Consider the following 21,334-nt stretch of genomic DNA (forward strand, 5'->3'; position numbering starts at 1 on the left):
AATATCTCCCGGTCACACGGACTGTTGAACGCGATAACGGAGCAGGCCCGCCCGAAGGCGATCCAGGCCATCCTTGATGTGCGCGGTGTTCTTGCCAAAACCCAGCCGCAAATGCCCGGGGCGCCCGAAGTAGCTGCCCGGTGCCACCGCGAGGCGTTCCGTCTCCCACAGAAAATCGGCGACGGCCATGTCGTCATGACTCACCAGCAAACGCGGGAAGTACATGCAGCCGAACGTGGGCACGGGACCGGCCAGGAGTTCTTCGGCCTCCAGGATGCTGGCCTGCTGCTGCATGAGCGGACGATTGGCAGCAAGGATGTCGCGCCAGTGTTTTTCAAACGGCGCCATGTCATCGAAAACGGATGCCGCCACGGCATGGGTTACCTTCGACACGCCCAGCTCGTAGCGGTCGTAGACGGCCTGGATGCGTTCACGGGCTGCCTTCTGCGCGATGATCCATCCGCAGCGCAAGGCAAACAGGCCATACACCTTCGAGAGGCTGCCCGTGCTCACCAGCGCCGGCGACAGGCGTGCAGCCGCGCCGGAACGCGAGCCGTCGGTAATGAAGTCGGCGTAGACCTCGTCCACCACCACGGTGACACCGGCACGTTCTGCCACGATGGCAAGCTCGGTCAGTGCCGCATCGCTCAGCGCAGCGCCCGTCGGGTTATGCAGGTTGGTGACGACGATCAGGCGCGTATCGGTGCGGATCTGGCTGACGATGCGGCTCACGTCCAGTTCGAACGTGGGGCCCGTGCGATCCACGTAGCTGATCTGCGCTCCGCAGTTCTTGCCGAGATCCGGGAACAGATCAAAATACGGACGCTCCACGATCACGTGGGTTCCCGTGCCAAGAAACGCGCGGTAGATGATCGACAGCGCACTGCTGCAGCCGGTGGTACACGTGATCCACGGCGATTCCACGCCATAGCGCTCGGCAATGGCCGAGATCACATCGGGATTTCCCCGCGCGAACACGCTGCGATAGTGAGGATTCGCGTCGCCGGTGAAGGCATTTCGCACCTTGTCTCGAAGCAGCTCGGACGGCTCTTCGATGGTGCTGTCGAACAGCAGGTTGACCCTGGAGTCTGTCCCGGCAGCCTGCACGACGGCGCGACACCACTCGGTGTAGGTAACCGTCGGCTTGGAGGGGTCGTTCGAGCGAGGTTTCAACATAGAGATACTGGGGTCTCGGCGAGCGACGGGGTTCGGCATGGACTGATGGATAGGGCGAGCAGGTACCAGGGCGACGGCCAACGAGCGGAGCGCGGTTGCCTCGACTCGATCGAGCCGGCCTGAAGGGACGTCGGTGCCATCACGCGTTTTCACGCCCACTGACCGCGACTTGCTTCTGTCGCATGGCCTGTAGCTCGGCCTCAGGCAAGTGGTAGCGGGTGAGGCACGCCACGGCCAAAAAGGCCAGCGCACACGAAGGCAGCGTCATGGCGATGCGGATGCCCATGCCGATGCCGGGACCCGCATGTTCGACATGGCCGTCGTACCCGATGATGGCCAGTGCCAGGCCGGTGACCAGTCCACCCAGGGCCAGCACGGTCTGTTGCTGGGAAACCCACAAGCCGTAGATGGCGCCTTCGCGGCGCTCTCCGCTGACGAGTTCGTCCACGTCCACCACATCGGGGACCATGGCATTCGGCAACAGATCGCCGCCCGCCTGAAAAATGCCGACCACCACCATCGCGGGATAGATCAGCCAATGCATGCTGTCGGGGATCAACAGTGGCGCGGTCCACGCAAGCCCCGCGCCACCCCAGCTGAGCATGCACATGCGCCGCTTGCCGAAGCGCTCTGCGGCCCTGGCCCACAAGGGCGTGACGATGGCCGACGTCAGTGACGCAATGGGAAAAAGCACGCCCACCAGTGCAGCGGACTGACCCAGTACCACCGTGACGTAATAGACGAGGAGCCCGACGAACGGCAGCTGCCCCAGGAAATAGATGGCGTAAGAGAAAATCAGCACGATGAAAGGCCGGTTCGCCCGCGTGGCCGCCAGCTGCTCACGGAGCGTTGCGGGCTCCTTGCGATGCGACACCGTGCTGCGCGCGCCCGACGTGGCCCAGAACGCGACCACGCCACTGATGAGGATGACGCTGCCAAAGACCATGCCCATGAGGCGATAGCCATCCGCGGGCACCGGCATCAACTGCACCACGCGCGGAGCCAGCGCGACGCCCGCCAGCACCGACAACCGCGCAACGACGTTCTTCCAGCTGATCAGCGAAATGCGCTCCGCGTAGTCCTCCGTCATTTCCGTAGCCATGGCGCAGTACGGCACCTGGTAGATGCTCAACCCGGTGTTGGTGATCAGGAAAACCGCCAGGAACGCCAAGCCGAACAGCCAGCCACCATCCAGACGCGGCATGCTGAAGATGAGCGCGAACCCGATGCCCCACAGCGCTGCACCACCAATCAGGAAGGGGCGTCGGCGACCGTAGCGGGTCGACGTTCGATCCGAGATCTGACCCACGATCGGATCGATGACGATGTTCCAGATGCGCGGGATGAGCAGAAGCACGCCGGCATAGGCGGCCGAGATGTGCAGCACATCCGTCATGAAGTACAGGAGATACATGGCGAGAATCGCCACGTAGCTGGCTAGGCCGATCTCGCCCAGCGCCCAGCCGCCCTTGATGCGCAGCGGCAGGCTCGCGCGCACGGGGGCGTGCACGGCGCTCGCATTGTGCGGCCCCTTGGTTATTGCCGCCGCCACATCACCGCCCGCTTTCAAGATCTGCTCCACCGACAATCGCCCACCCGGTTGCATGGAAGTGTGCTCGGACCACGCCACCCCTCGCACACGCCTCGAGCAGCAATCTCACGAGGCATGGAGACAGAATGAAAACGGCCAGAGGCTATTCCGACACTTGCAAATTTATTCGTGCAGACCCGTAATGGGTGTGCATTTCAGGCACACCTGCGGGTCAAACGTGTCTTTTTTTCACGAAATGTACCCAAGAACAGTAAAGTTTTTTCACCCCACCTTGGTGCAGTGCGACAGCCATGGATACGAACGAGAGCAAACTTGATTCCTTCGATGTCCGGATCCTCCAGGAGCTCCAGGAGCAGGGCGACCTGACCATGGCGGAGCTCGCCGAACGGGTCTACCGCTCCAACTCGCAGTGTTCCCGTCGAGTGAAGCAACTCCAGGAGATGGGCGTGATCCGCCGGTACGCGGCCGTGCTGGATCCTGAAAAGCTCGGGCTGAAGCTGAAGGCCTACGTCACCGTGGTGCTGAAGCAGCACTCCGAGGAAGCCTCCGCATTCCATCAGCTCGTCAGGGACCTGCCGGAGATCATGGAGTGCAGCATGGTCACCGGCGACGGCGACTACCTGCTGAAGACCTATACGCGCGACATTCCCCATTTCCGCGAATTGCTCGGCAAACTCGTTTCGATAGAGCTGGTCGGCACCCTGAAATCCATCATCGTCGTCGACGATCTGAAGGAAACCTCCGCGTTGCCGGTGTACGCACAGTAAGCAACGAGCGGCGATGCGCGGCATGTCGCTGGATGCATTCCAGAAGGCTGGAGACCACCCGCGCGCAACTCCAAGAGATGTTTGGCATAACCGACAAGAGCATCAATAACGGAATCTTTCGCCCGAAAGGCCACGAATCCGTGTGGCTCTTTGTCACCAAGAACAAGACGCCAGACCGAACTCAGTATCACGACTCGCTTCACGGCGACGACCTTGTGATGCAAGGCCAGACCAAGGGTCGAACTGATCGCTTGATCATTGATCACAAGACGAATAACCAAGAGCTTCTACTCTTCTATCGAGAGAGCAGACATCAGCACCCGAAGTTTGGCTTCGTATATGAGGGACCGTTCAATTACAAGGATAGAAGCGGCTCAACGCCTACCACCTTCGAATTGAAACGAGTCGGAACAGCCAACATCGACGATGTGCTCAAGCAAGAAGAGTCCAATGCAGACAACAGTGGATTCTTCGACATTGAAAGCGTTATCGACGCCAGGCACCGGACGGCGGCAAGCATTGTTCGTCGCCGAGGCCAAAGGAAATTTCGAGACAAGCTTCTACGCGCTTATGGCGGCGAATGCTCAATCACGAGATGCTCGATCGAGGAGATACTCGAAGCAGCGCACATCCATCCGTACAAGGGCGACCAAACGAACGTCATCCAAAATGGTCTTCTCTTGCGAGCAGACCTGCATACGCTCTTTGATCTTGGCCTGATCGCTATCGAACCGACGACTCTAGAAGTACTGGTCAGCCCGAAACTCCAGGGCACCGAATACGAACGGCTGCGCGGAACGCAGTTGAAGACCTGCAGTCATTCGCACGAGAGACCCAATCCGGAGGCCCTCCAATGGCACCGGAATCGGTGCGATTGGTAGCCGATCAGGCCATGAAGGAGGCGGAATACCAGCTGCGCGATCTCACATAGCTTGGCCGCCGCAAGTTGAGACGAGGCAATCCACTGAAATGTCGACGCCGACACCTGCCAGGAATGGAGGCCGTCAACTGTAACTACCTCCGGAGCATCTGTGATTTGGATCAGCGGATGTGGACCCAGTGGACGTGCTTACCTTGGTCATCCGCCCGCTGGCCTTGCCGGGCGTGCCTGACTGTCCCGTAGTAGCTTCGCAGGGTGTCGCCAACCGCCGTGTCAATCCGCACGTGTTCACCCGGCGGGATGCTGAAGTCGGCGACGATGATGGCGACTTTGTCGCGCATATACATGAGCTGGACCGATTTGAATCCTGAGGCACCCATGCCCAGATGAATCTTTACTGGCGCCGGCGTGTGCGTACCGCGATTGTCGAGTTGCCAGCCTTCGGATCTTTCCAGGAGCTTCTGGATGCGCGGGTCCGACCAATTAACAGCATTTGCGTTCTTCATATGTACCTACTTCGACTGCATTCGTTCTGTGGCTCTCTGGTTCAAGACCATGAGAGCTTCGCAGTGAAGCAAGATGCGGGCCACGCAATCGGCCAACGCAATCGCATCAGCCCCCATGTTCATAATTGCGGTATCAAGGGGCGTGAGAGCGATTAGTACAACGTCGAGCATTGTCTCCTCGCGCATCTCGAGTCGGCATCGTCGCGTCGTTGGCGCTTCCCTCTCAGGCCGGCAGTTGAGCCGGGCGCCCGCATGCGCCAATGCCAATGGGACGTGGCGGCGACGATCAATCAAGGCACTACTTACTGCAGGACTCGCCGGACTGTGGGGCGAGTGGGCAATGGGACAAAAGCTGGGTCTTACGACGCTTACGTCCATCCCGAACGTACGATTAGGAATGGACCAGCTCTCACGGAGATGCTGTCGCCACCAAAAAGTGTCACTTCCTAACCGGAAGCAGACCATCAGTGCGCAGAAGATGCGCGCGCATTAAAGGCGCGGCGTCGAATCGAATGCCGAGCTATTCAAGTACCGACGAAGGTCCGCTCATCCTTGATGTGCTTCTCTATGAACTCCCTGCGCACAAACGGGGCCAAAGTGTCTTTCGGGGCGATCTCACACGAAGAAAAACACTCTGGCCCCTTTCCTTCGCACAGTTCCCTTATCGCCACGCAAGCTACCGCTTCGCGCAGCTCGCAATATAAAGATTACCTGAGCGGAGAAATGCGGTTCTTCGTTAGGACATAAAGGCAGCGATCTTTGCAGCGGTCTTCGCCATGTCGCGCAGCTCGCATTCCCATATCGTTAACACCTTCCAATTGGCATCGGCCAGCGTGCAAAGGTGTTCGACATCGCGCTCTCTATTTCGACGGATCTTGCTGGCCCAGTAAGCGGCGTTCGTTGTTGGCAGGCGACTCCCTCGCTTACAGTCATGGCCGTGCCAGAAACATCCGTTGACGAAGATTGCTTTTCGCCGTCCTATGAACACGACATCAGGCTTCCCCGGGAGATCCTCTCGATTGAGCCGGTACCCTGTAAATCCGAGTTCGCGAAGCTTCTTGCGGACTACAAGTTCAGTTGACGTACCCGAGGAATGCACCGCGCGCATAGTTCGATTTCGCAGTTCTTCGGGCGATTCACTCGGCTTTCCCAATCGAGAGTGCTGACTTCTTCTGCGTCTCTCCATTGCGTACCACCTGGACTACTTTCCGCCGGTCAGTTCGATACGAAGACTTGGATCCGTTTCATATTCGTCCACAACCTCGTTGTATCGGTCGACGATCTTGGCAAACATTGCCTTCCGGCCTTCGCTAGTGAATCGTCCAAACTCAAAGACGTTCGTGGCGATGAACTGCTCGAATTCAATAAGGTCTACCCGATCGCCAATACCAAGGTTGTCTAACAACCCTTCTGCAGCAGCCATGCGGTTAGAAATTGTAATAATGATGGGCCGCTTACCCTTTCCGAGGTTTTCCTGACATTTTCGGATTAGGGCTTCTCCGGGAGCGGTACTAACATGAATGGCCACATCTTCGAGATCGAAGTCACCATGCCGATCGGGGCTCTGATCGCTTTCGTTGGACCCGTGATGGGTAATGGCGGTTGCCCCCCCGGTCAGCACCACATCTAACTTCGCCCCAACCAGATGCTGGATCAGCGTGCCGAGAAACATCGTTCCCGGGACTTGCTTTTGGCGCTCCACCGCTTGCGCTGTGAGAAATCGGACTGCCATGCGAATACCCCACGCTGCATCCAACTTCAGGGTAAACGGCTTGCCCGCAAAAAAGGCCTCTACCTTAGTGATCCAGAATTTCTCTGCAGACGCCAAATCAGTTGGTCCTTCGTTGGCCTCATGTTGATTCAAGAAATCTACGTAGGCGCGCATGAACTTGATACTGCCACGTGAAGTTCGCCCCCCTTCCGCAGCAAGTACCCGATCAATGCCATGCCGCTTCAAAATGGTCTGGACAGCAGCCACCCCAAGGCCGAGCACTTGGCCGCCTTGATTCGTCAACAAATCATCCGCTTTTAGAGGAATACCGTTTGCCTGCCTCTGCTTAGCATGCTCATTTACCACCAACATGACGGATAGTGCACCTTTGCCCCGTACACGGTGGTCGCGCGCGAACGCTTCAAGGTCCGCAGCGAGATTAATGTTGGACACTAGGCAACTCCTTGATTGAGGTAGACAACCTTAGTGTCGCTCGTCACGCTGTTAACCAGGATCGGTTCGAAAATTGACGCGGCGAGATGACGAACTACAGGTACAGCCACGCCATCACCTGCAACGTGATAAGCATCGTTGTAGTTGGTGGGTAGCTTGTAAGTATCTGGAAGACCCATCAAGCGAGCAGCTTCTCGAGGAGACAACAAACGAGAACGGATCTTCTTCCCTTCCACCAGAAGAATGTGCTGGCGGCTAGAGCCGCCGGCAGGCGTGCGCAAGCAACCAGCCACGTCGTCAAAACGGACTTCTGCACGTTGAATCTTTTCGCCGTTCTCAATGCGAGTACGTCTGTATACGCCGCCCACGACGCGACGACCCGAATTTTGAGCTTGAGCCACCTTTTTCTTATTGATGTCACTCATCATCCCCAACAGACTTTTGGTTCGTTCTGCCGAATCCCAAGCAACACTAGTCGGGTTCTCTTCGATGAGGTCAACGAAATTACTAGGGCGCGCCATGGGCTCAGGCGGGTTCCACCACAGCCACCCCTTGCGGGCTTCCTTTGAAAGGCGCTGATATGCCTCCTGCATGCCGTCAGGGTGCCACGGTTGAACAGGCTTGGTTGAGCACAAGGATGCTGGAATCGAGACGTCACGGCGTACGCCCACAACGAATACACGCGGGCGAGAGTGAGGAACAAAAAGCCGTGCATCGATCACCATGGCACCGAAACGGTAACCCGCACCAGAGAATGCAGAACCGATTGCGGCGAAGTCCCTCCCCTCGTTGGACGTGAGAACGCCATAGACATTCTCCAGCACAATCAACTTTGGCCCTCGGCCGTCATTCATTAGATCGCGCATGAGCTGCCAAAAGGGCCAGAACGTGCCTGAGCGCGTCTGCTCCCGGTCTTGCCAATGACCGATGCCGTTGTAATTTCCGGCCAGCGACAGGTCCTGGCACGGAAACGATGCCCAGACCAAGTCGGCCTGTCCGGTTAGTTGGTTCACAGCCAACTTGTTGATGTCCTCCACCAACAGGTCTTGGCCGCCATCCCAATTGTCGCGATACACCCGCGCCTTCATGGGATCGAAATCGTTGGCAAACACGCAGTCCCAGCCTGCGCCAAGGCCAGCCCTCGCCATGCCGCCACCTGCGAAGAACTCGTAGAAACGATGGCGGTTCACGTCGTCATGTGCGCCCAGGGCAGACTGCTGGGCGTTATCTCGCGCAATCTTTTCATCGATCGCCTGGGCAATCCAACTGCTCATCGGGACCTTGCCACCATCCCTCCGGCAAAGGTGCTCAATAGCGTCATGTTGACTACAGTTAAGGCGAAGACTGGTGCGGAAGTCGGCGTTTTTTTTCATGCGGGCTACTTTTGGCGCCAAATTTTGGCCCCACAGTAACCGAGGGCTGTCTCATGTCAAGAGATAAGTCCCAGCTTCTGAGATGAAAGCAATGCTTTGGAGTCCTTCCGGAGGCCCCAATGAAAAATTTGTCTGGTAGATGCCATGTACTTCTCAATTCCAACTAGTACTTAGGTGGTGCGCGATACCCGCCATTCTTCAGACAGAGCAGATCTGTCCGGGGGTGGTTGTGTGGCCACCATTTATGTCCGAACGGTGGGAAATTTATAGCTGTCATATATGTCGTATGATTGTGGACAGCCAACCAGCAGGGCGCCTTAGTCGGCAGCCTAGCCGAACGCCAGTACATGGAATGACGGGATGTCGATGAAGGATCTTGCATTTAGGAAGCAAGCGGTCAAGAGATTGACGCCCGAAATCGGCGTCTATGTCCTTTGCGACCTGGATAATGTCCCAATTTACGTGGGGCAATCAAAGGACGGAATTCGAAAGCGGGTGGCAAGGCATCTTACGTCTGCACGCTCAGACATCATCGCCAATCGGCAAATTGACGTTTGGGAAATCGCTTATGTATGGGCGTATCCGGTGGATTCAGTGGATATGATCGACTGGCTCGAAGCTCAACTGTTTCAGGCTTTTAATCCTCAGTCCCAGTTGATGAACGGAGCCGTCCCACCTGCTCACGAGTACGGTGCAGCCCCTCGACCCAAGCAGGTCATCCCAGTTATGTCGGACATGGAGATCCGAGAGCGAAAGGATGCAACCCAGAGGCTGCCACGCCAAGCTGGGCACTATGCGCAGATCGTCGGTCATTTTCTCGCTGTCAAAAATTCCAGCCACATCGCGCAGGCGATGGACGCTCATTTCGACAGGCTTCAGAAGTATCACAAAGAGCTGTTGGGCCTCGCAGAGGATCAACCAGGCGAAGCCAAAAGGCGACGATCGACCCGGCGATTGCCGGTATCCAAATGAACGCGTCGCACTAGATGGCCCGACTTCTTCCTTGGATCGATCCCTTAGGAGCTGCCTGCGTATTGTGGTTCGCGATAGAACCCTGACTGAGCAAAAGTCACTTGGAAAAAGGGGCCAGAGTCGTTTATTCCCTAACGCATAGCCCCGATTCATCGGCAGATCATAAAATGGCCGTGTGCCACAAAGCATTGATATGCCATACACACTCAGCGGAAGTATGCTTGTTGGCGCCCGAAGAAGGCTGCCCTAGGCTCCAGAACTACGTGGTCACGAGAGTAAGGAGCCGTTCGCTATGGTCTGCAGGAGCCACTACTCAACGAATCTCCCCGTGTCAGTCTGATACTGGCAGTAGTACAACGGGAGCGAGAAACGTTCCCTAACCAGACGACCAATGAAAATAAATGAATGCGCCCGAATCAGTGCTGATTGAATGGACGATACGGCGTAATTGGCACTCCGCACGTTGTCGACGTGATGCCACATCTCGTAGTTCGATAAGTGACTGGCCAACGCCAACTCCAGTCGAACGGTATTGGGCTTTTTGCCCTCCCCCAACCGATGATCGCGATAGCGGGCGACCAGGTCGGTGTTTACCGCAGCCAGCGAATACCTTCCAAAAAATAGGCGGAGCGATACGGCCTTGAGGCGTTCTGCGCGTTGCGTCGACTCCTTCTTCGTCGGGGTAACTTCAGCTAGATAGCGATCCAAGGCCATGCCGAAGGTCGTTCGCTCGGAAGGCGCGCGCTGAATGAATACGCCCCGAACCATCTCGTCTTCGGTGCGGCGCGCCCAGTCTTCGGCATCACGCTTTGTCCGAAACGTCTTGGCAGACGTGGGCCAGCCCTGCTTTCGGATCACTGCTTTCCAGGTACCAGAAGGAGTCTTTACAAGAGTCGCCATGGACAGGTCGCGTTTCGTCGGTGTACCGAAACTGTACCTTCGACCAAGGGACTTTCAAGTACTTTAAAAAAACACCGGAATTTATGGTGGGCCCACCAGGATTCGAACCTGGAACCAAGGGATTATGAGTCCCCTGCTCTAACCGTTGAGCTATAGGCCCATGCGTACCGGCGTTGCGCCGGTGTGGGGCGGACATGGTAGCCGGGGTGGGCGGGGGCGTCGACGGGGGTGGGATGGGATTTTCCCGGAAATTCGGCGGGATGGCGCGGGTAACGTAGACTTTGTGCCGTCGCGCCGGGTCTGGCGCCTGATTTTCCGAAGGATGCGCCATGCGCGAGCTGATCGAACGTTACCTGGCTGCCTATAACCGCATGGACGTCAATGGCATGGCGGCGACGATGCATCGCGAGGTGGTGTTTGAGAATTACACCGCGGGGGTGCTGAGCGTGCGGACGCTGGGGGTGGATGAGCTGACGCACCTGGCGGAGAGTTCGAGCTTTCTGTTTTCGGCCCGGCGGCAGGTGATTCTTGCTTATGAGGAGCGGGACGGGACAGCGACGGCGCACATTCTGTTTGACGGCACGTTTGCGGTGGATCTGCCCAATGGGGTGCGGGCGGGGCAGTCGATTACGTTGAATGGGCGTAGTGAGTTCAGGCAGCGGGATGGGTTGTTGGTTTATATCGGGGATTATAGTGAGTGAGGGGTTGCCTCGCCTGCCCTGATGGACGCATGAGTTCCTCGCGATAACCGGGCCAAAGGCGCTGGATTCCCGCTTTCGCGGGAATGACGTTGAGGAAGAATAGGCGCTCGGAGGCCCTTCGAAGGTTTCTAATCACTAAAGCCGGCCGCTTGCGCGTCGGCCTTTAGCATGCCCGGATCGGTCCTGCGCAGCAGGGCGTTGCGCCAGTGTTGTTGCTGGGTGGCCGTGGATTCGGTCAGCCACTGGGGTTTGTTGGCTACCCAGGCGGCGACGGGTACGCCGTCTTCGAAGAGCACGCGGGTGCCGGTGATGGCGGGGAGCTTGCTGCCGGCGAGCACGGTGCCGACGAGGTTGAGGGGGTCGGGGCCGCTGACCAGGACGAGTTCGCCGCCGGGTTCCTGCTGGCGGATGGCGCGGAGTTTGGTGATGGCTTCGGGCAAGGCGAATTGTTCGCCGACCAGGCCTTCCACGAAGCGGCCGCCGCGGATTTCACCGCGGGCTTCCAGGCGGTGGTAGACGCGTAGCAGTTCGCGCCAGCTGGGGAGCCAGGGGGCTTCGCGTTCGAGCAGTTTCCAGAAGACCACGCCGTAGCGGCGGAGGAGGCTGCGGGCGATGTGTTCCAGATGTTCTGGGTCGAGTTTTGTGTTGGGGCTAGGAGAGGCTTTCGCGAGCACCCGCCCCTCATCAGTCCTGCCGGACAGCTTCTCCCCGGAGGGGAGAAGCGATGCACGGTTGGACCTAACTAGGGACCACCTACCCGCATCTTCGATGCCGGTGAGCATGTGGCGGCGCAGGCGGCGGTGGCGGTGGTTGTCGCGTTTGGCGGCGGGGACGAGCAGTGCGCGCAGGCCGGCGAAGCTGTCGGCGGTGACGCGGCCGGCGGCGACGAGTTCGCCCAGGGCGTCTTCCAGTTCGGTACGCAGCAGGTGGGCGTCGTTGATCAGTTCGTCGAAGAACAGGGCTCCGTGATCGCGCAGGGCGTCGAGTACGGCTTGCGCGCGGGAAGAGACCACGGTGTCCTGCGCGCTGGCGTCCATGGCGGCGGCGCTGTTCCAGATGGGCAGGCTGCGGCGCGGCAGCAGCACGATGGGCGTGGCGCGCACGGGGCCACCACCGCTGCCGGTGCCGCTGCGCAAGCGACTCCAGCTGACGCGGCCGGCACGGATCTGTTCGTCCAGCCAGGTGATGGAGTAATCGTCGATGCGCGAGGGCAGCAGTTCGCTTTCCCACGCGCCGGCCGCGGCTTCGTAGCCTTCCAGCTGGGTGAGTAAGGCAGGCAGCGCGTCGGGGCCGGTGAGGCGCGCGCCGGGCGCCACGTGTTGCCAGTCGAACAGGAAGCGCATCAGGTCGCGGCGGCTGACGGGTTCGATCTCGCGACGCAGGCGGCCGATGGTGTAGCGGTGGATGCGTGCCAGCAGGTGGCGTTCGCACCATTCCACCTCGTGCGTGCCGGGCGTGAAGTGGCCCTGCATCACGTAGCCTTCCGATTGCAGGCGCAGCAGGGTCAGGTCGATGTCGCTGTTGTCGACGTGGAGTGCCGCGGCCAGTTGGGCGACGGTGGTGGGACCGGAACCGGTGAGGCGGCCGCGCACGAGTTCGAGCAGGGCGTCTTCGCGGGGCCATGCTTGCGACGCGTATTCGGCGGGGGCGGCGATGGGGGGAAGCAGTGAGCTGTCCGGGTGGACAGACTGCCATTTGGGGAGGGATTCGGCGGTGGTCCAGATGGACTCGCCTGCCTGCGAAGAGCTTGACTGGGGCGAGGTTGGCCCCTCACCCCGGCCCTCTCCCCGGAGGGGAGAGGGAGACAGGCTTGTCGCTCGATGATCTTTCGCGAGTGATTGGAGCCAGTGGTTCCAGCCTTCGTTTGCATCGGCTTCGCTTTGCGTGATGCCGCCGAGGATGCCGAGGGCTTCATGCATTTCATCGGCGCTGCGCACTTGCGGCCAGGCTTCTTCGCGCACGGAGGCGATGGCATCCGGGTCGAGGCGGCCGAGGTCGTCGGCGCTTTCAGGGTCGCTCCAGCGGCGGGATTGCACGGCTTGCGTGCGGCGTTCTTCCAGCGGGGCGTCGTCGAGGTAGGCGTAGGGCGCGGCGCTGAGCACTTCGCCGGCGAGCGGGCTGGGTGCGGCCAGGTCGCGGGCAACCACGGTGATGCTGCCTGATTCCAGCCCGCGCAGGATGTGCAGGAGGCCGTCGACGTCCATCGCTTCGCGCAGGCAGTCGTGCATGGTCTGGTTGACCAGCGGGTGGTCGGGCACTTCGCGTTCGCCGACGATGTTTTCCAGGCAGGCGACCTGATCGGGAAACACGGTGGCGAGCAGGTCTTCGCTCTTCATGCGCTGCAGTTGCGGCGGCACTTTCTTGCCACCCTGAAAGCGCGGCAGCGCCAGCGAGGTCGTGGCGTTCCAGCGCCAGCGCACGGGAAACAGCGGTGCGTCGAGCAGGGCCTGCACCAGCACATGTTCGGCGGTGTTGGAGTGCAGGTAGCGCGCCACTTCTTCCAGCGGGAAGCTGTGGCTGGTGGAGAGCGACAGCACGATGGCGTCTTCGGTCGCCGCCGCCTGCAGTTCGAAGTTGAACTGGCGACAGAAGCGTTTGCGCAGCGCCAGACCCCATGCGCGATTGATGCGGCTTCCCCACGGCGTGTGGATGATCAGCTGGGTGCCGCCGGATTCGTCGAAGAAGCGTTCGAATACCAGCGTGTTCTGCGTGGGCAGCACGCCCAGCGCGGCACGCGCGGCGGCCATGTAGTCGGCCAGTTGCTGCGCGGAGGATTCGCTCATGCCCAGCGTGTGCATCAGCCAGTGCAGCACGGCGGGCACACCGCCCTGGTCGATATGCGCGGCTATTTCTTCGCGCAGGCGCGATACGCCGAACGACAACTCGGCGGTGCGGCCCGGTGCTTCGCCCAGCCAGAACGGGATATTCGGTGGCACGCCTTGCGCGTCTTCCACGCGAAGACGGTCGCGCTCCACGCGCAGGATGCGATAGCTGGTGTTGCCAAGCTGGAAGATATCGCCAGCCAGGCTTTCCACAGCGAAATCTTCGTTGACCGAGCCGACGATGGTGGCCTGCGGTTCCAGCACCACGAGGTAATCCGCGGTGTCGGGGATGGCGCCACCGGAGGTGACGGCGGTGAGGCGTGCGTTGCGACGCGCGCGCAGCTCCTTATGCACGGCATCGCGATGGATGTACGCGCCGCGCGGGCCATTTCGTGTGGTGAAACCGTCCGCCAGCATGCGTACGGTGGCATCGAACTGTTCGCGCGTCAGGTCGCGATAGGGATAGGCGCGGCGCAGCGTGTCGTACAGCGCGTCTTCGCTCCACTCCTGGCAGCTCACTTCCGCCACGATCTGTTGCGCCAGCACGTCGATCGGCTGCGGGGGCTGGATCAGCGTGTCGAGTTCGCCCCTGCGCACGCAGTCGAGCAGCGCGGTGCATTCGACCAGGTCATCGCGCGAGGTGGGAAACAGGCGTGCCTTGGGCGTGCCATTCACTGCATGACCGGAGCGGCCGGCGCGCTGCAGGAAGGCGGCAATGGAGCGCGGCGAGGAGAGCTGGCACACCAGATCCACGTCGCCGATGTCGATACCCAGCTCCAGCGATGCGGTAGCAACGAGCACGCGCAGGTCACCGCGTTTCAGGCGTTGCTCGGCGTCAAGGCGCTGTTCCTTGGCCAGGCTGCCGTGATGGGCGGCCACGGCTTCCTTGCCCATGCGCTCGGACAGATGCCGCGCCACGCGCTCGGCCATGCGGCGTGTGTTGACGAACACCAGCGTGGTGCGATGGCCTTCGACCAGTTGCGCGAGGCGGTTGTAGACCAGTTCCCAGCAGTCGTTGGACATGACGGCTTCGAGGGGAACGGGGGGCACTTCGATGGCCAGGTCGCGGTGGCGGGTGTGGCCGACGTTGATGATGTTGACGTTATCTTCCTCTCCCCTTTGGGGAGAGGATCGAGGTGAGGGGGCGGGGCTTGCCTCGGTTCTTTTCGAAGCGCGTTGTTTTGTCTTTGAGGGCGTGTCGCAAGGTTGGCCCCTCACCCCAGCCCTCTCCCCGAAGGGGAGAGGGCGAATGGCGTGCGCTCCGACCAAAAACTTCGCGACGTCTTCAATCGGTTTTTGCGTTGCCGACAGACCAATGCGCAACAGGCGCCGCTGGCACAACGATTCCAGCCGCTCCAGCGACAGCGCCAGATGCGCGCCGCGCTTGCTCGATGCCAACGCGTGGATTTCATCCACGATCACTTCGCGCGTGGTCTTCAACATGGCGCGACCGGATTCGGACCCCAGCAGGATGTACAGCGATTCCGGTGTGGTAACGAGGATGTGCGGCGCCTGCTTGCGCATCAGGTTGCGTTCGGCCTGCGGCGTGTCGCCGGTGCGCACGGCCGTGCGGATGTCCACGTCCGGCAGGCCCATCTTTTTCAGCTCGGCGCGGATACCTTCCAGCGGGGCTTCCAGATTGATGCGGATGTCGTTGGACAGCGCTTTCAGCGGCGAGACGTAGACCACGGTGGTGGCGTCGGGCAGCGCACCGTCGTGGGCCACGCCTTCACGCACCAGCGCATCGATGGCGGAGAGAAACGCTGTGAGTGTCTTGCCCGAGCCTGTCGGCGCGGCGACAAGCGTGTGCCGGCCTGACCGAATGGACGGCCATGCGGCTTTTTGCGGCGCCGTTGGTTCAGGAAAGGTGGCCTGAAACCAGGCGGCGACTGCCGGATGAAAATCGTGCAGGGGCATGGACTTAAGTGTCCCCCAAGGCGTTCTCAGTGCCTGAGATATAGGGTCGTCAAGGGTTTTAAACAATATTTCGCATAAATTTGCGCTTCAGTCCCCACTGAAATTACGTGACAATATCGTTAAGCCGCTCTTGCACTTACGTTTCTTTGCGGCTTTTTCTTGCTCCACCCCACCCTTTCTTGCTCTTCCATTCTCCGGGGAAACTCAATGACCGCCGCCAGCCCGACGCGTTTCGCGTTGCTCGCCCTTTCCATTGCCAGCGCCCTTGCTGTAGGAACCACTGCTTTCGCACAGGACGCGAATACGCCCGCCGCCGCTCCGGCGAAGGGCCAGAACGGCAAGCCAGTCCAGCTCGAAACCGTCAACGTGACCGCTGAAAAGCGCGTCGAAAACCTGCAGAAGGTGCCGGTCTCCATGACCGTGGTCACCCCGCAGCAGCTCAGCAACTACGGCCAGGCCGGTGACACCGTGCTGCAGCTGGCCGGCCGCGCGCCGAGCGTGTACGCCGAGACGTCCTACGGTCGCGAATTCCCGCGCTTCTACATCCGCGGCCTGGGCAACAGCGATTTCGATCTGAACGCGTCGCAGCCGGTGTCGATGGTGTACGACGACATCGTGCAGGAGAACCCGATCCTCAAGGGTTTCCCGCTGTTCGACCTGGCGCAGGTGGAAGTGCTGCGCGGCCCGCAGGGCACCATGTTCGGCCGCAACTCGCCGGCCGGCGTGATCAAGTTCGACTCGGAGAAGCCGAGCCAGGAAACCACCGGCTACGCCAAGGCCTCGTACGGCACCAAGGGCACGGCCAATGCCGAAGCAGCCCTGGGCGGTTCGCTGGGCGGCAACTGGTCCGGCCGCGTGTCGGCGCTGGCGCAGCATCGCGGCGGCTGGATCGACAACGACTACACCGACAAGAAGGACGCGCTGGGCGGCTATAACGACCGCGCCATCCGCCTGCAGGCCATGTACGACGTGCAGGATTTCAATGCACTGATCAACGTGCATGCACGCTGGCTGGACGGCAGCGCCATGGTGAACCGCGCCAACGCCATTCCGCTGGGCAGCGACAGCCTGGTCCAGGGCTTTGACCGCAACGTGGTGTACCAGGATGGCAACAACCGCCAGCACCTCTTCAGCTGGGGCAGCAACCTGCACCTGACCTGGAACCTGGGCGATTACACGCTCACCTCCATCACCGGTTTCGAAAAGGCAGACACCTATAGCCTGGGCGACGTGGACGGCGGCATTGCCATCCCGCACAACCCGAGCCAGGACGCCTACGTCACGCCGTTCCCGTCGGAAACCGCCGATGCACTGCCGCACGATCGCCAGATCACGCAGGAAGTGCGCCTGGCCAGCAACCCGCAGGACACGCTGAACTGGCAGGTGGGTGCGTACTACTTCTACGAAGACATCGCGATCGTCAATTACGACTACGCGACGCTCAACAACCACGCCCTGGACGGCTACGCGCAGCAGGCGCAGACCACCAATGCGTATGCGGTGTTCGGTTCGGCCGACTATCACCTGACCGATTCGTTCGACGTGCGCGCCGGTGCGCGCTGGTCGCATGATTCGCGCGACTTCAGCGTGAACCGCATCCTGTCGCCCATCGGCGGCGGCCCGCTGTACCTCACCGCCAACCCGCACGATTCCCGCTGGAGCGGCGACCTGACCGGCACCTGGGAGATCAACCCCAACGTGAACGTGTACGGCCGCATTGCCAACGGCTTCCGCGCGCCCAGCGTGCAGGGCCGCGTGCTGTTCGCGGACTTCATCTCGCAGGCCAAGCCGGAAACGATCACCTCGTACGAGCTGGGCGTGAAGACCACGGGCATGGACAACCGCCTGCGCTTCAACGCGGACATCTACGACTACACGATGCACAACCAGCAGCTGACCGCTGTGGGTGGCGACATCAACGTCACGCGCCTGATCAACGCGAAGAAGACCGAAGGCCGCGGTGCCGAGTTCGACATGGAAGCCTACGTGACGCCGAACTTCGTGCTCACCGCCGGCGGCAGCTACAACTTCACCAAGCTGAAGGATCCGGACCTGGCCGTGGCCGTGTGTGGGTCGGGCTGCACCGTGCTTGATCCGCTCAATGCGCAAGGCAACGCGCTGGTGGATGGCAACCCGCTGCCGAACGCACCCAAGTGGATCGGCAACCTCACCGCGCGTTACGGCATTCCGTACGGCGAGAGCGGCGAGTTCTTCATCTACACCGACTGGGCTTACCGCAGCGAAGTGAACTTCTTCCTGTACGACTCCGAAGAGTTCCGCGGCAAGCCGACCCTCGAGGGCGGCGTACGCTTGGGCTACAACTGGGATTTCGGCAAGCGCGAGATCGCCCTGTACGGCCGCAACATCACCAACAAGCAGTACATCACCGGTGCGATCGACTTCAACAACCGCACCGCGTTCGTCAACGACCCGCGCATTCTGGGCGTGGAGTTCCGTGCGGACTTCTGATGACAAGGTCGGCGGCAACGCCGGCTGAGTGGTGCCTTCGAAGGGAGCGGCTTGCCGCTCCCTTTTTTTGGTGACACCAATTCCTCTTGGTAGCGCCAACAGCGCTGTCAACGCCCGGTTCGTCATGCCCCATGAAGTCCTCACCGTCATCCCCGCGGAGGCGGGGATCCAGCGACTTTGACCGTGTGAGAGAGAGCCAACAGGCACTGGATCCCCGCTTCCGCGGGGATGACGGTGAGGGGGCAGGAGGCGCCGCGGCAAGGATGATGATGAGCTGCCCGGAGCCGTCGCGCCGAGGATGACGGTGAGGGGCCCGGACGTGTCGCGGCAAGCTCGCATTCTCTGGAGAGGGCGGACGGATGGTCGCCAGTAGCAGCCTGCTGCGTTTGATCAGGTTCATAGGAACGGACTGCCCGGCCCCGCCTGCCTCGTCCCTCTGCCAGAGAGCCAAACCCGCGCCGCTTGTAGCAGAATGCGGAGCTTTCCCGTCGAGAGCGCGATGTGAACCACCCGGACGGCCACGGCAGCGAACAGACCCACGTCCTCACCATGGCCGACGGCCTGCCCGTGTTCGTGCGCGACTGGCCCAGCAGCCGGGCCCACGATGCCGTGCTGATCGTGCACGGGCTGGGCGAGCACAGCGGCCGCTACCAGCGCCTGGCCACCTGGTTCCACGCGCGCGGTTACGCGGTGCGCTGTTATGACCAGCGCGGCCACGGCAAGACGCCCGGACAGCGCGGCGCGCTGTCCCATCCCGACGACCTGCTGGAAGACCTGGTAGCGGTCTACAACGACTACGCGGCCGCCCTGCCCCGGCGCCCGGTGCTGCTGGGCCACAGCATGGGCGGGCTGGTTGCCGCGCGCGCCGTGCTGGACCGTCGTGTGCAACCGCCTGCGATGGTGCTGTCCTCCCCGGCGCTTCGTACGTGGGAGCCGGCATGGCGCCGCAAGCTGGCAGCCACACTCACCAAAGTGGCGCCCAATCTGCCTCTGCCGAACGGCCTGCCGTTCGACAAGCTCTCGCACGATCCGCAGGTGGAGCCGGCGTACCGCGCCGACCCGCTGCGCCACGGCTGGATCACGCCACGGCTGGCGGATTTCATCTTCCGCGCGGGCGACGCCACGGTGGCGGATGCCTCCCGCCTGACCCTTCCCACCCTGCTGCTGGTAGCGGGTGCGGACAAGCTGGTGAACCCGTCCGGCAGCCGCGACTTTTCCTCCAGCGGCTGGGCCGGCAGCCAGCTCACCACGCGCTATTTCGACTCGCTGTACCACGAGCTGTTCAACGAGGCCGAGCCGGCGCGCAGCCAGGTGCTGAAGCAGCTGGGGGACTGGCTGCATAAGCGCGGATGACGCGCCAAGCCCTGCCCTGTAGGAACGCACCCTGTGCGCGACCACCGGACGGAGCGGTATCGACATGGCGCTGCGGTCGCCCACAAGGTGCGCTCCTACAGAGGGCGTGCTGTGGATGGAGCGGTGATGGGCTGCGATCGCTGACTCGCTGTACCACGAGCTGTTCAACGAGGCCGAGCCGGCCCGCAGCCAGGTGCTGAAGCAGCTGGGGGACTGGCTGCATAAGCGCGGATGACGCGCCAAGCCCTGCCCTGTAGGAGCGCACCCTGTGCGCGACCATCGGTCGGAGCGGTATCGACATAACGCTGCGGTCGCGCACAAGGTGCGCTCCTACAGAGGGCGTGCTGCCGATGGAGCGGTGATGGGCTGCGATCGCGGACTCGCTGTACCACGAGCTGTTCAACGAGGCCGAGCCGGCGCGCAGCCAGGTGCTGAAGCAACTGGGGGACTGGCTGCATAAGCGCGGATGACGCGCCAAGCCCTGCCCTGTAGGAGCGCACCCTGTGCGCGACCATCGGACGGAGCGGTATCGATATAACGCTGCGGTCGCGCACAAGGTGCGCTCCTACAGAGGGCGTGCTTCGGATGGAGCGGTGATGGGCTGCGATCGCGGACTCGCTGTACCACGAGCTGTTCAACGAGGCCGAGCCGGCCCGCAGCCAGGTGCTGAAGCAGCTGGGAGACTGGCTGCAGAAGCGCGGGTGATGCGCCAAGCCCTGCCCTGTGCGCGACCATCGGACGGAGCGGTATCGACATAACGCTGCGGTCGCGCACAAGGTGCGCTCCTACAGAGGGCGTGCTTCGGATGGAGCGGTGATGGGCTGCGATCGCGGACGGGGTCCGTTCCTTCCCTCTGCGCCACTGGGCTCTACATCCACTCCCGCTTGCCGGTGAACATGATGGTAAGCCATTCGGCACGGATATCGCCGCCTATGCGCCGGGCGATCTCGCTGCGCACGTCGTCGATGTCAGCCATGTCGCCGAGCGGGCGGGTGGAATCCACCAGGATGTGGATATCGATGAAGCGCATGCGGCCCATCTTGGCCACGTAGCTGGCGTAGCTCAGATAGCCTCGCTCCTGAACCATCGCGGTCATCACGTCGCGCACGCGCTGGTCGAGTGCGTCGGGCGCCAGTTGCAGCACTTCGCGCAGGGCCTGCCACAGGCTGCCCAACGGCAGCGGCAACAGGGCCACGGTGAGCACCAGCAGTACGGTGGAGTCGATGTAGCGCGTCCAGTGATCCAGCGGGCCACCCTCGATGATCGAGCCGAGCACGAAGCCTGCGAGCACTGCCAGGCTGATGGCGCCACCGATGAACCAGCCCTTGGCATCCAGCTGCAGCAGCACCGAACCCAGTGCCGCGGACTGGCGTCGCATGTATAGCGCCATGCCCAGGCTGGCCACGCCCATGATCGCCGCCCACGCCGCGCCAAAGCCGAAAGCCAGCTCGTGGCCACCCGTCATCAGGCCATGCAGGGCCGAGTAGCCACCGTAGCTGCAGATGATGGTGAGTACCGTTGCGTTGAACAGCAGCACCAGGGGCTCCAGGTGCCAGTAGCCGAACTGGAAGCGGCGGCTGCCTTCGCTGCTCACCAGATGGGACACCGCCAGTGCACCGGCGGTAAGCACCACGTCCACCAGTGAGTAGAAGCCGTCGAAGGCAATGGCCTGCGAACGCATCACCAGGCCCACGGTGACGCAGGCCACGCCGACCAGAAAGGTGATGCCGATGGACAGGCGTAGCTGGCGCTGCTCGTTGGAGGTATCCATGGGCATGGCGC

15 protein-coding genes and 1 tRNA gene are annotated in these 21,334 nt (G+C 61.5%); 6 read left to right on the forward strand and 10 right to left on the reverse strand.

The annotated features are described in order from the left end of the window. Positions 1 to 12: 12 nt before the first annotated feature. Positions 13 to 1,176 carry a pyridoxal phosphate-dependent aminotransferase gene (locus tag H8F01_RS08715; RefSeq protein WP_187058638.1) on the reverse strand — a complete coding sequence of 388 codons (1,164 nt, stop codon included), beginning with the start codon at positions 1,174 to 1,176 and terminating at the stop codon, positions 13 to 15. 139 nt (positions 1,177 to 1,315) lie between these two features. After that, positions 1,316 to 2,758: an MFS transporter gene (locus tag H8F01_RS08720; RefSeq protein WP_187058640.1), complete on the reverse strand. Its 1,443-nt coding sequence runs from the start codon at positions 2,756 to 2,758 to the stop codon at positions 1,316 to 1,318. 260 nt (positions 2,759 to 3,018) lie between these two features. On the opposite strand from H8F01_RS08720, the gene H8F01_RS08725 reads away from it, so the two are divergent. Continuing rightward, positions 3,019 to 3,495, forward strand: coding sequence for an Lrp/AsnC family transcriptional regulator (locus H8F01_RS08725; protein WP_187058641.1), 477 nt, complete (start codon positions 3,019 to 3,021; stop codon positions 3,493 to 3,495). A gap of 32 nt (positions 3,496 to 3,527) precedes the next feature. Continuing rightward, positions 3,528 to 4,376, forward strand: coding sequence for an HNH endonuclease (locus H8F01_RS08730; RefSeq protein WP_187058643.1), 849 nt, complete (start codon positions 3,528 to 3,530; stop codon positions 4,374 to 4,376). Positions 4,377 to 4,536: 160 nt separating this feature from the next. Here the strand turns inward: H8F01_RS08730 and H8F01_RS08735 are convergent, their stop codons facing one another. The 4 genes from H8F01_RS08735 to H8F01_RS08750 all read right to left on the reverse strand — a co-directional run bounded on the left by H8F01_RS08735 (position 4,537) and on the right by H8F01_RS08750 (position 8,418). Then, positions 4,537 to 4,881 (reverse strand): hypothetical protein, encoded by a 345-nt coding sequence (locus H8F01_RS08735; protein ID WP_187058645.1) that lies wholly within the window; start codon positions 4,879 to 4,881, stop codon positions 4,537 to 4,539. Positions 4,882 to 5,617: 736 nt separating this feature from the next. Further along, on the reverse strand, positions 5,618 to 6,067 hold the full coding sequence (locus H8F01_RS08740; protein ID WP_187058647.1) for a very short patch repair endonuclease: 450 nt from the start codon (positions 6,065 to 6,067) through the stop codon (positions 5,618 to 5,620). A gap of 15 nt (positions 6,068 to 6,082) precedes the next feature. Then, the gene (locus H8F01_RS08745) at positions 6,083 to 7,045 is read right to left on the reverse strand and encodes a DUF4928 family protein (RefSeq protein ID WP_238481195.1); all 963 of its coding nucleotides are present in this window, start codon (positions 7,043 to 7,045) and stop codon (positions 6,083 to 6,085) included. Next, the gene (locus H8F01_RS08750) at positions 7,045 to 8,418 is read right to left on the reverse strand and encodes a DNA cytosine methyltransferase (RefSeq protein ID WP_238481196.1); all 1,374 of its coding nucleotides are present in this window, start codon (positions 8,416 to 8,418) and stop codon (positions 7,045 to 7,047) included. Before H8F01_RS08750 ends, H8F01_RS08745 begins: the two co-directional genes overlap by 1 nt. 366 nt (positions 8,419 to 8,784) lie before the next feature. Here H8F01_RS08750 and H8F01_RS08755 point away from each other — a divergent pair, with 366 nt between their 5' ends. Next, positions 8,785 to 9,390 carry a GIY-YIG nuclease family protein gene (locus H8F01_RS08755; RefSeq protein ID WP_187058648.1) on the forward strand — a complete coding sequence of 202 codons (606 nt, stop codon included), beginning with the start codon at positions 8,785 to 8,787 and terminating at the stop codon, positions 9,388 to 9,390. A 309-nt stretch (positions 9,391 to 9,699) separates the two neighbouring features. Here H8F01_RS08755 and H8F01_RS08760 read toward each other — a convergent pair whose 3' ends face one another. Then, positions 9,700 to 10,290 carry a hypothetical protein gene (locus H8F01_RS08760; protein WP_222615739.1) on the reverse strand — a complete coding sequence of 197 codons (591 nt, stop codon included), beginning with the start codon at positions 10,288 to 10,290 and terminating at the stop codon, positions 9,700 to 9,702. 84 nt (positions 10,291 to 10,374) lie between these two features. Beyond that, a tRNA-Ile gene (locus tag H8F01_RS08765) sits at positions 10,375 to 10,450 on the reverse strand. A gap of 169 nt (positions 10,451 to 10,619) precedes the next feature. On the opposite strand from H8F01_RS08765, the gene H8F01_RS08770 reads away from it, so the two are divergent. Further along, positions 10,620 to 10,991, forward strand: coding sequence for a nuclear transport factor 2 family protein (locus tag H8F01_RS08770; protein WP_187058649.1), 372 nt, complete (start codon positions 10,620 to 10,622; stop codon positions 10,989 to 10,991). A 128-nt stretch (positions 10,992 to 11,119) separates the two neighbouring features. Here H8F01_RS08770 and H8F01_RS08775 read toward each other — a convergent pair whose 3' ends face one another. Continuing rightward, complete coding sequence (locus tag H8F01_RS08775) at positions 11,120 to 15,730, reverse strand: DEAD/DEAH box helicase (protein ID WP_187058650.1); 4,611 nt, start codon at positions 15,728 to 15,730, stop codon at positions 11,120 to 11,122. Positions 15,731 to 15,937: 207 nt separating this feature from the next. On the opposite strand from H8F01_RS08775, the gene H8F01_RS08780 reads away from it, so the two are divergent. Continuing rightward, positions 15,938 to 18,199 carry a TonB-dependent receptor gene (locus tag H8F01_RS08780; RefSeq protein ID WP_187058651.1) on the forward strand — a complete coding sequence of 754 codons (2,262 nt, stop codon included), beginning with the start codon at positions 15,938 to 15,940 and terminating at the stop codon, positions 18,197 to 18,199. A 501-nt stretch (positions 18,200 to 18,700) separates the two neighbouring features. Then, positions 18,701 to 19,552, forward strand: coding sequence for an alpha/beta hydrolase (locus tag H8F01_RS08785; protein WP_238481197.1), 852 nt, complete (start codon positions 18,701 to 18,703; stop codon positions 19,550 to 19,552). 868 nt (positions 19,553 to 20,420) lie between these two features. Here the strand turns inward: H8F01_RS08785 and H8F01_RS08790 are convergent. After that, positions 20,421 to 21,323: a cation diffusion facilitator family transporter gene (locus H8F01_RS08790; protein WP_238481198.1), complete on the reverse strand. Its 903-nt coding sequence runs from the start codon at positions 21,321 to 21,323 to the stop codon at positions 20,421 to 20,423. Positions 21,324 to 21,334: the final 11 nt, after the last annotated feature.

This window comes from Dyella telluris (assembly GCF_014297575.1).
In the GTDB taxonomy this organism is placed as follows: Bacteria; Pseudomonadota; Gammaproteobacteria; order Xanthomonadales; family Rhodanobacteraceae; genus Dyella; species Dyella telluris.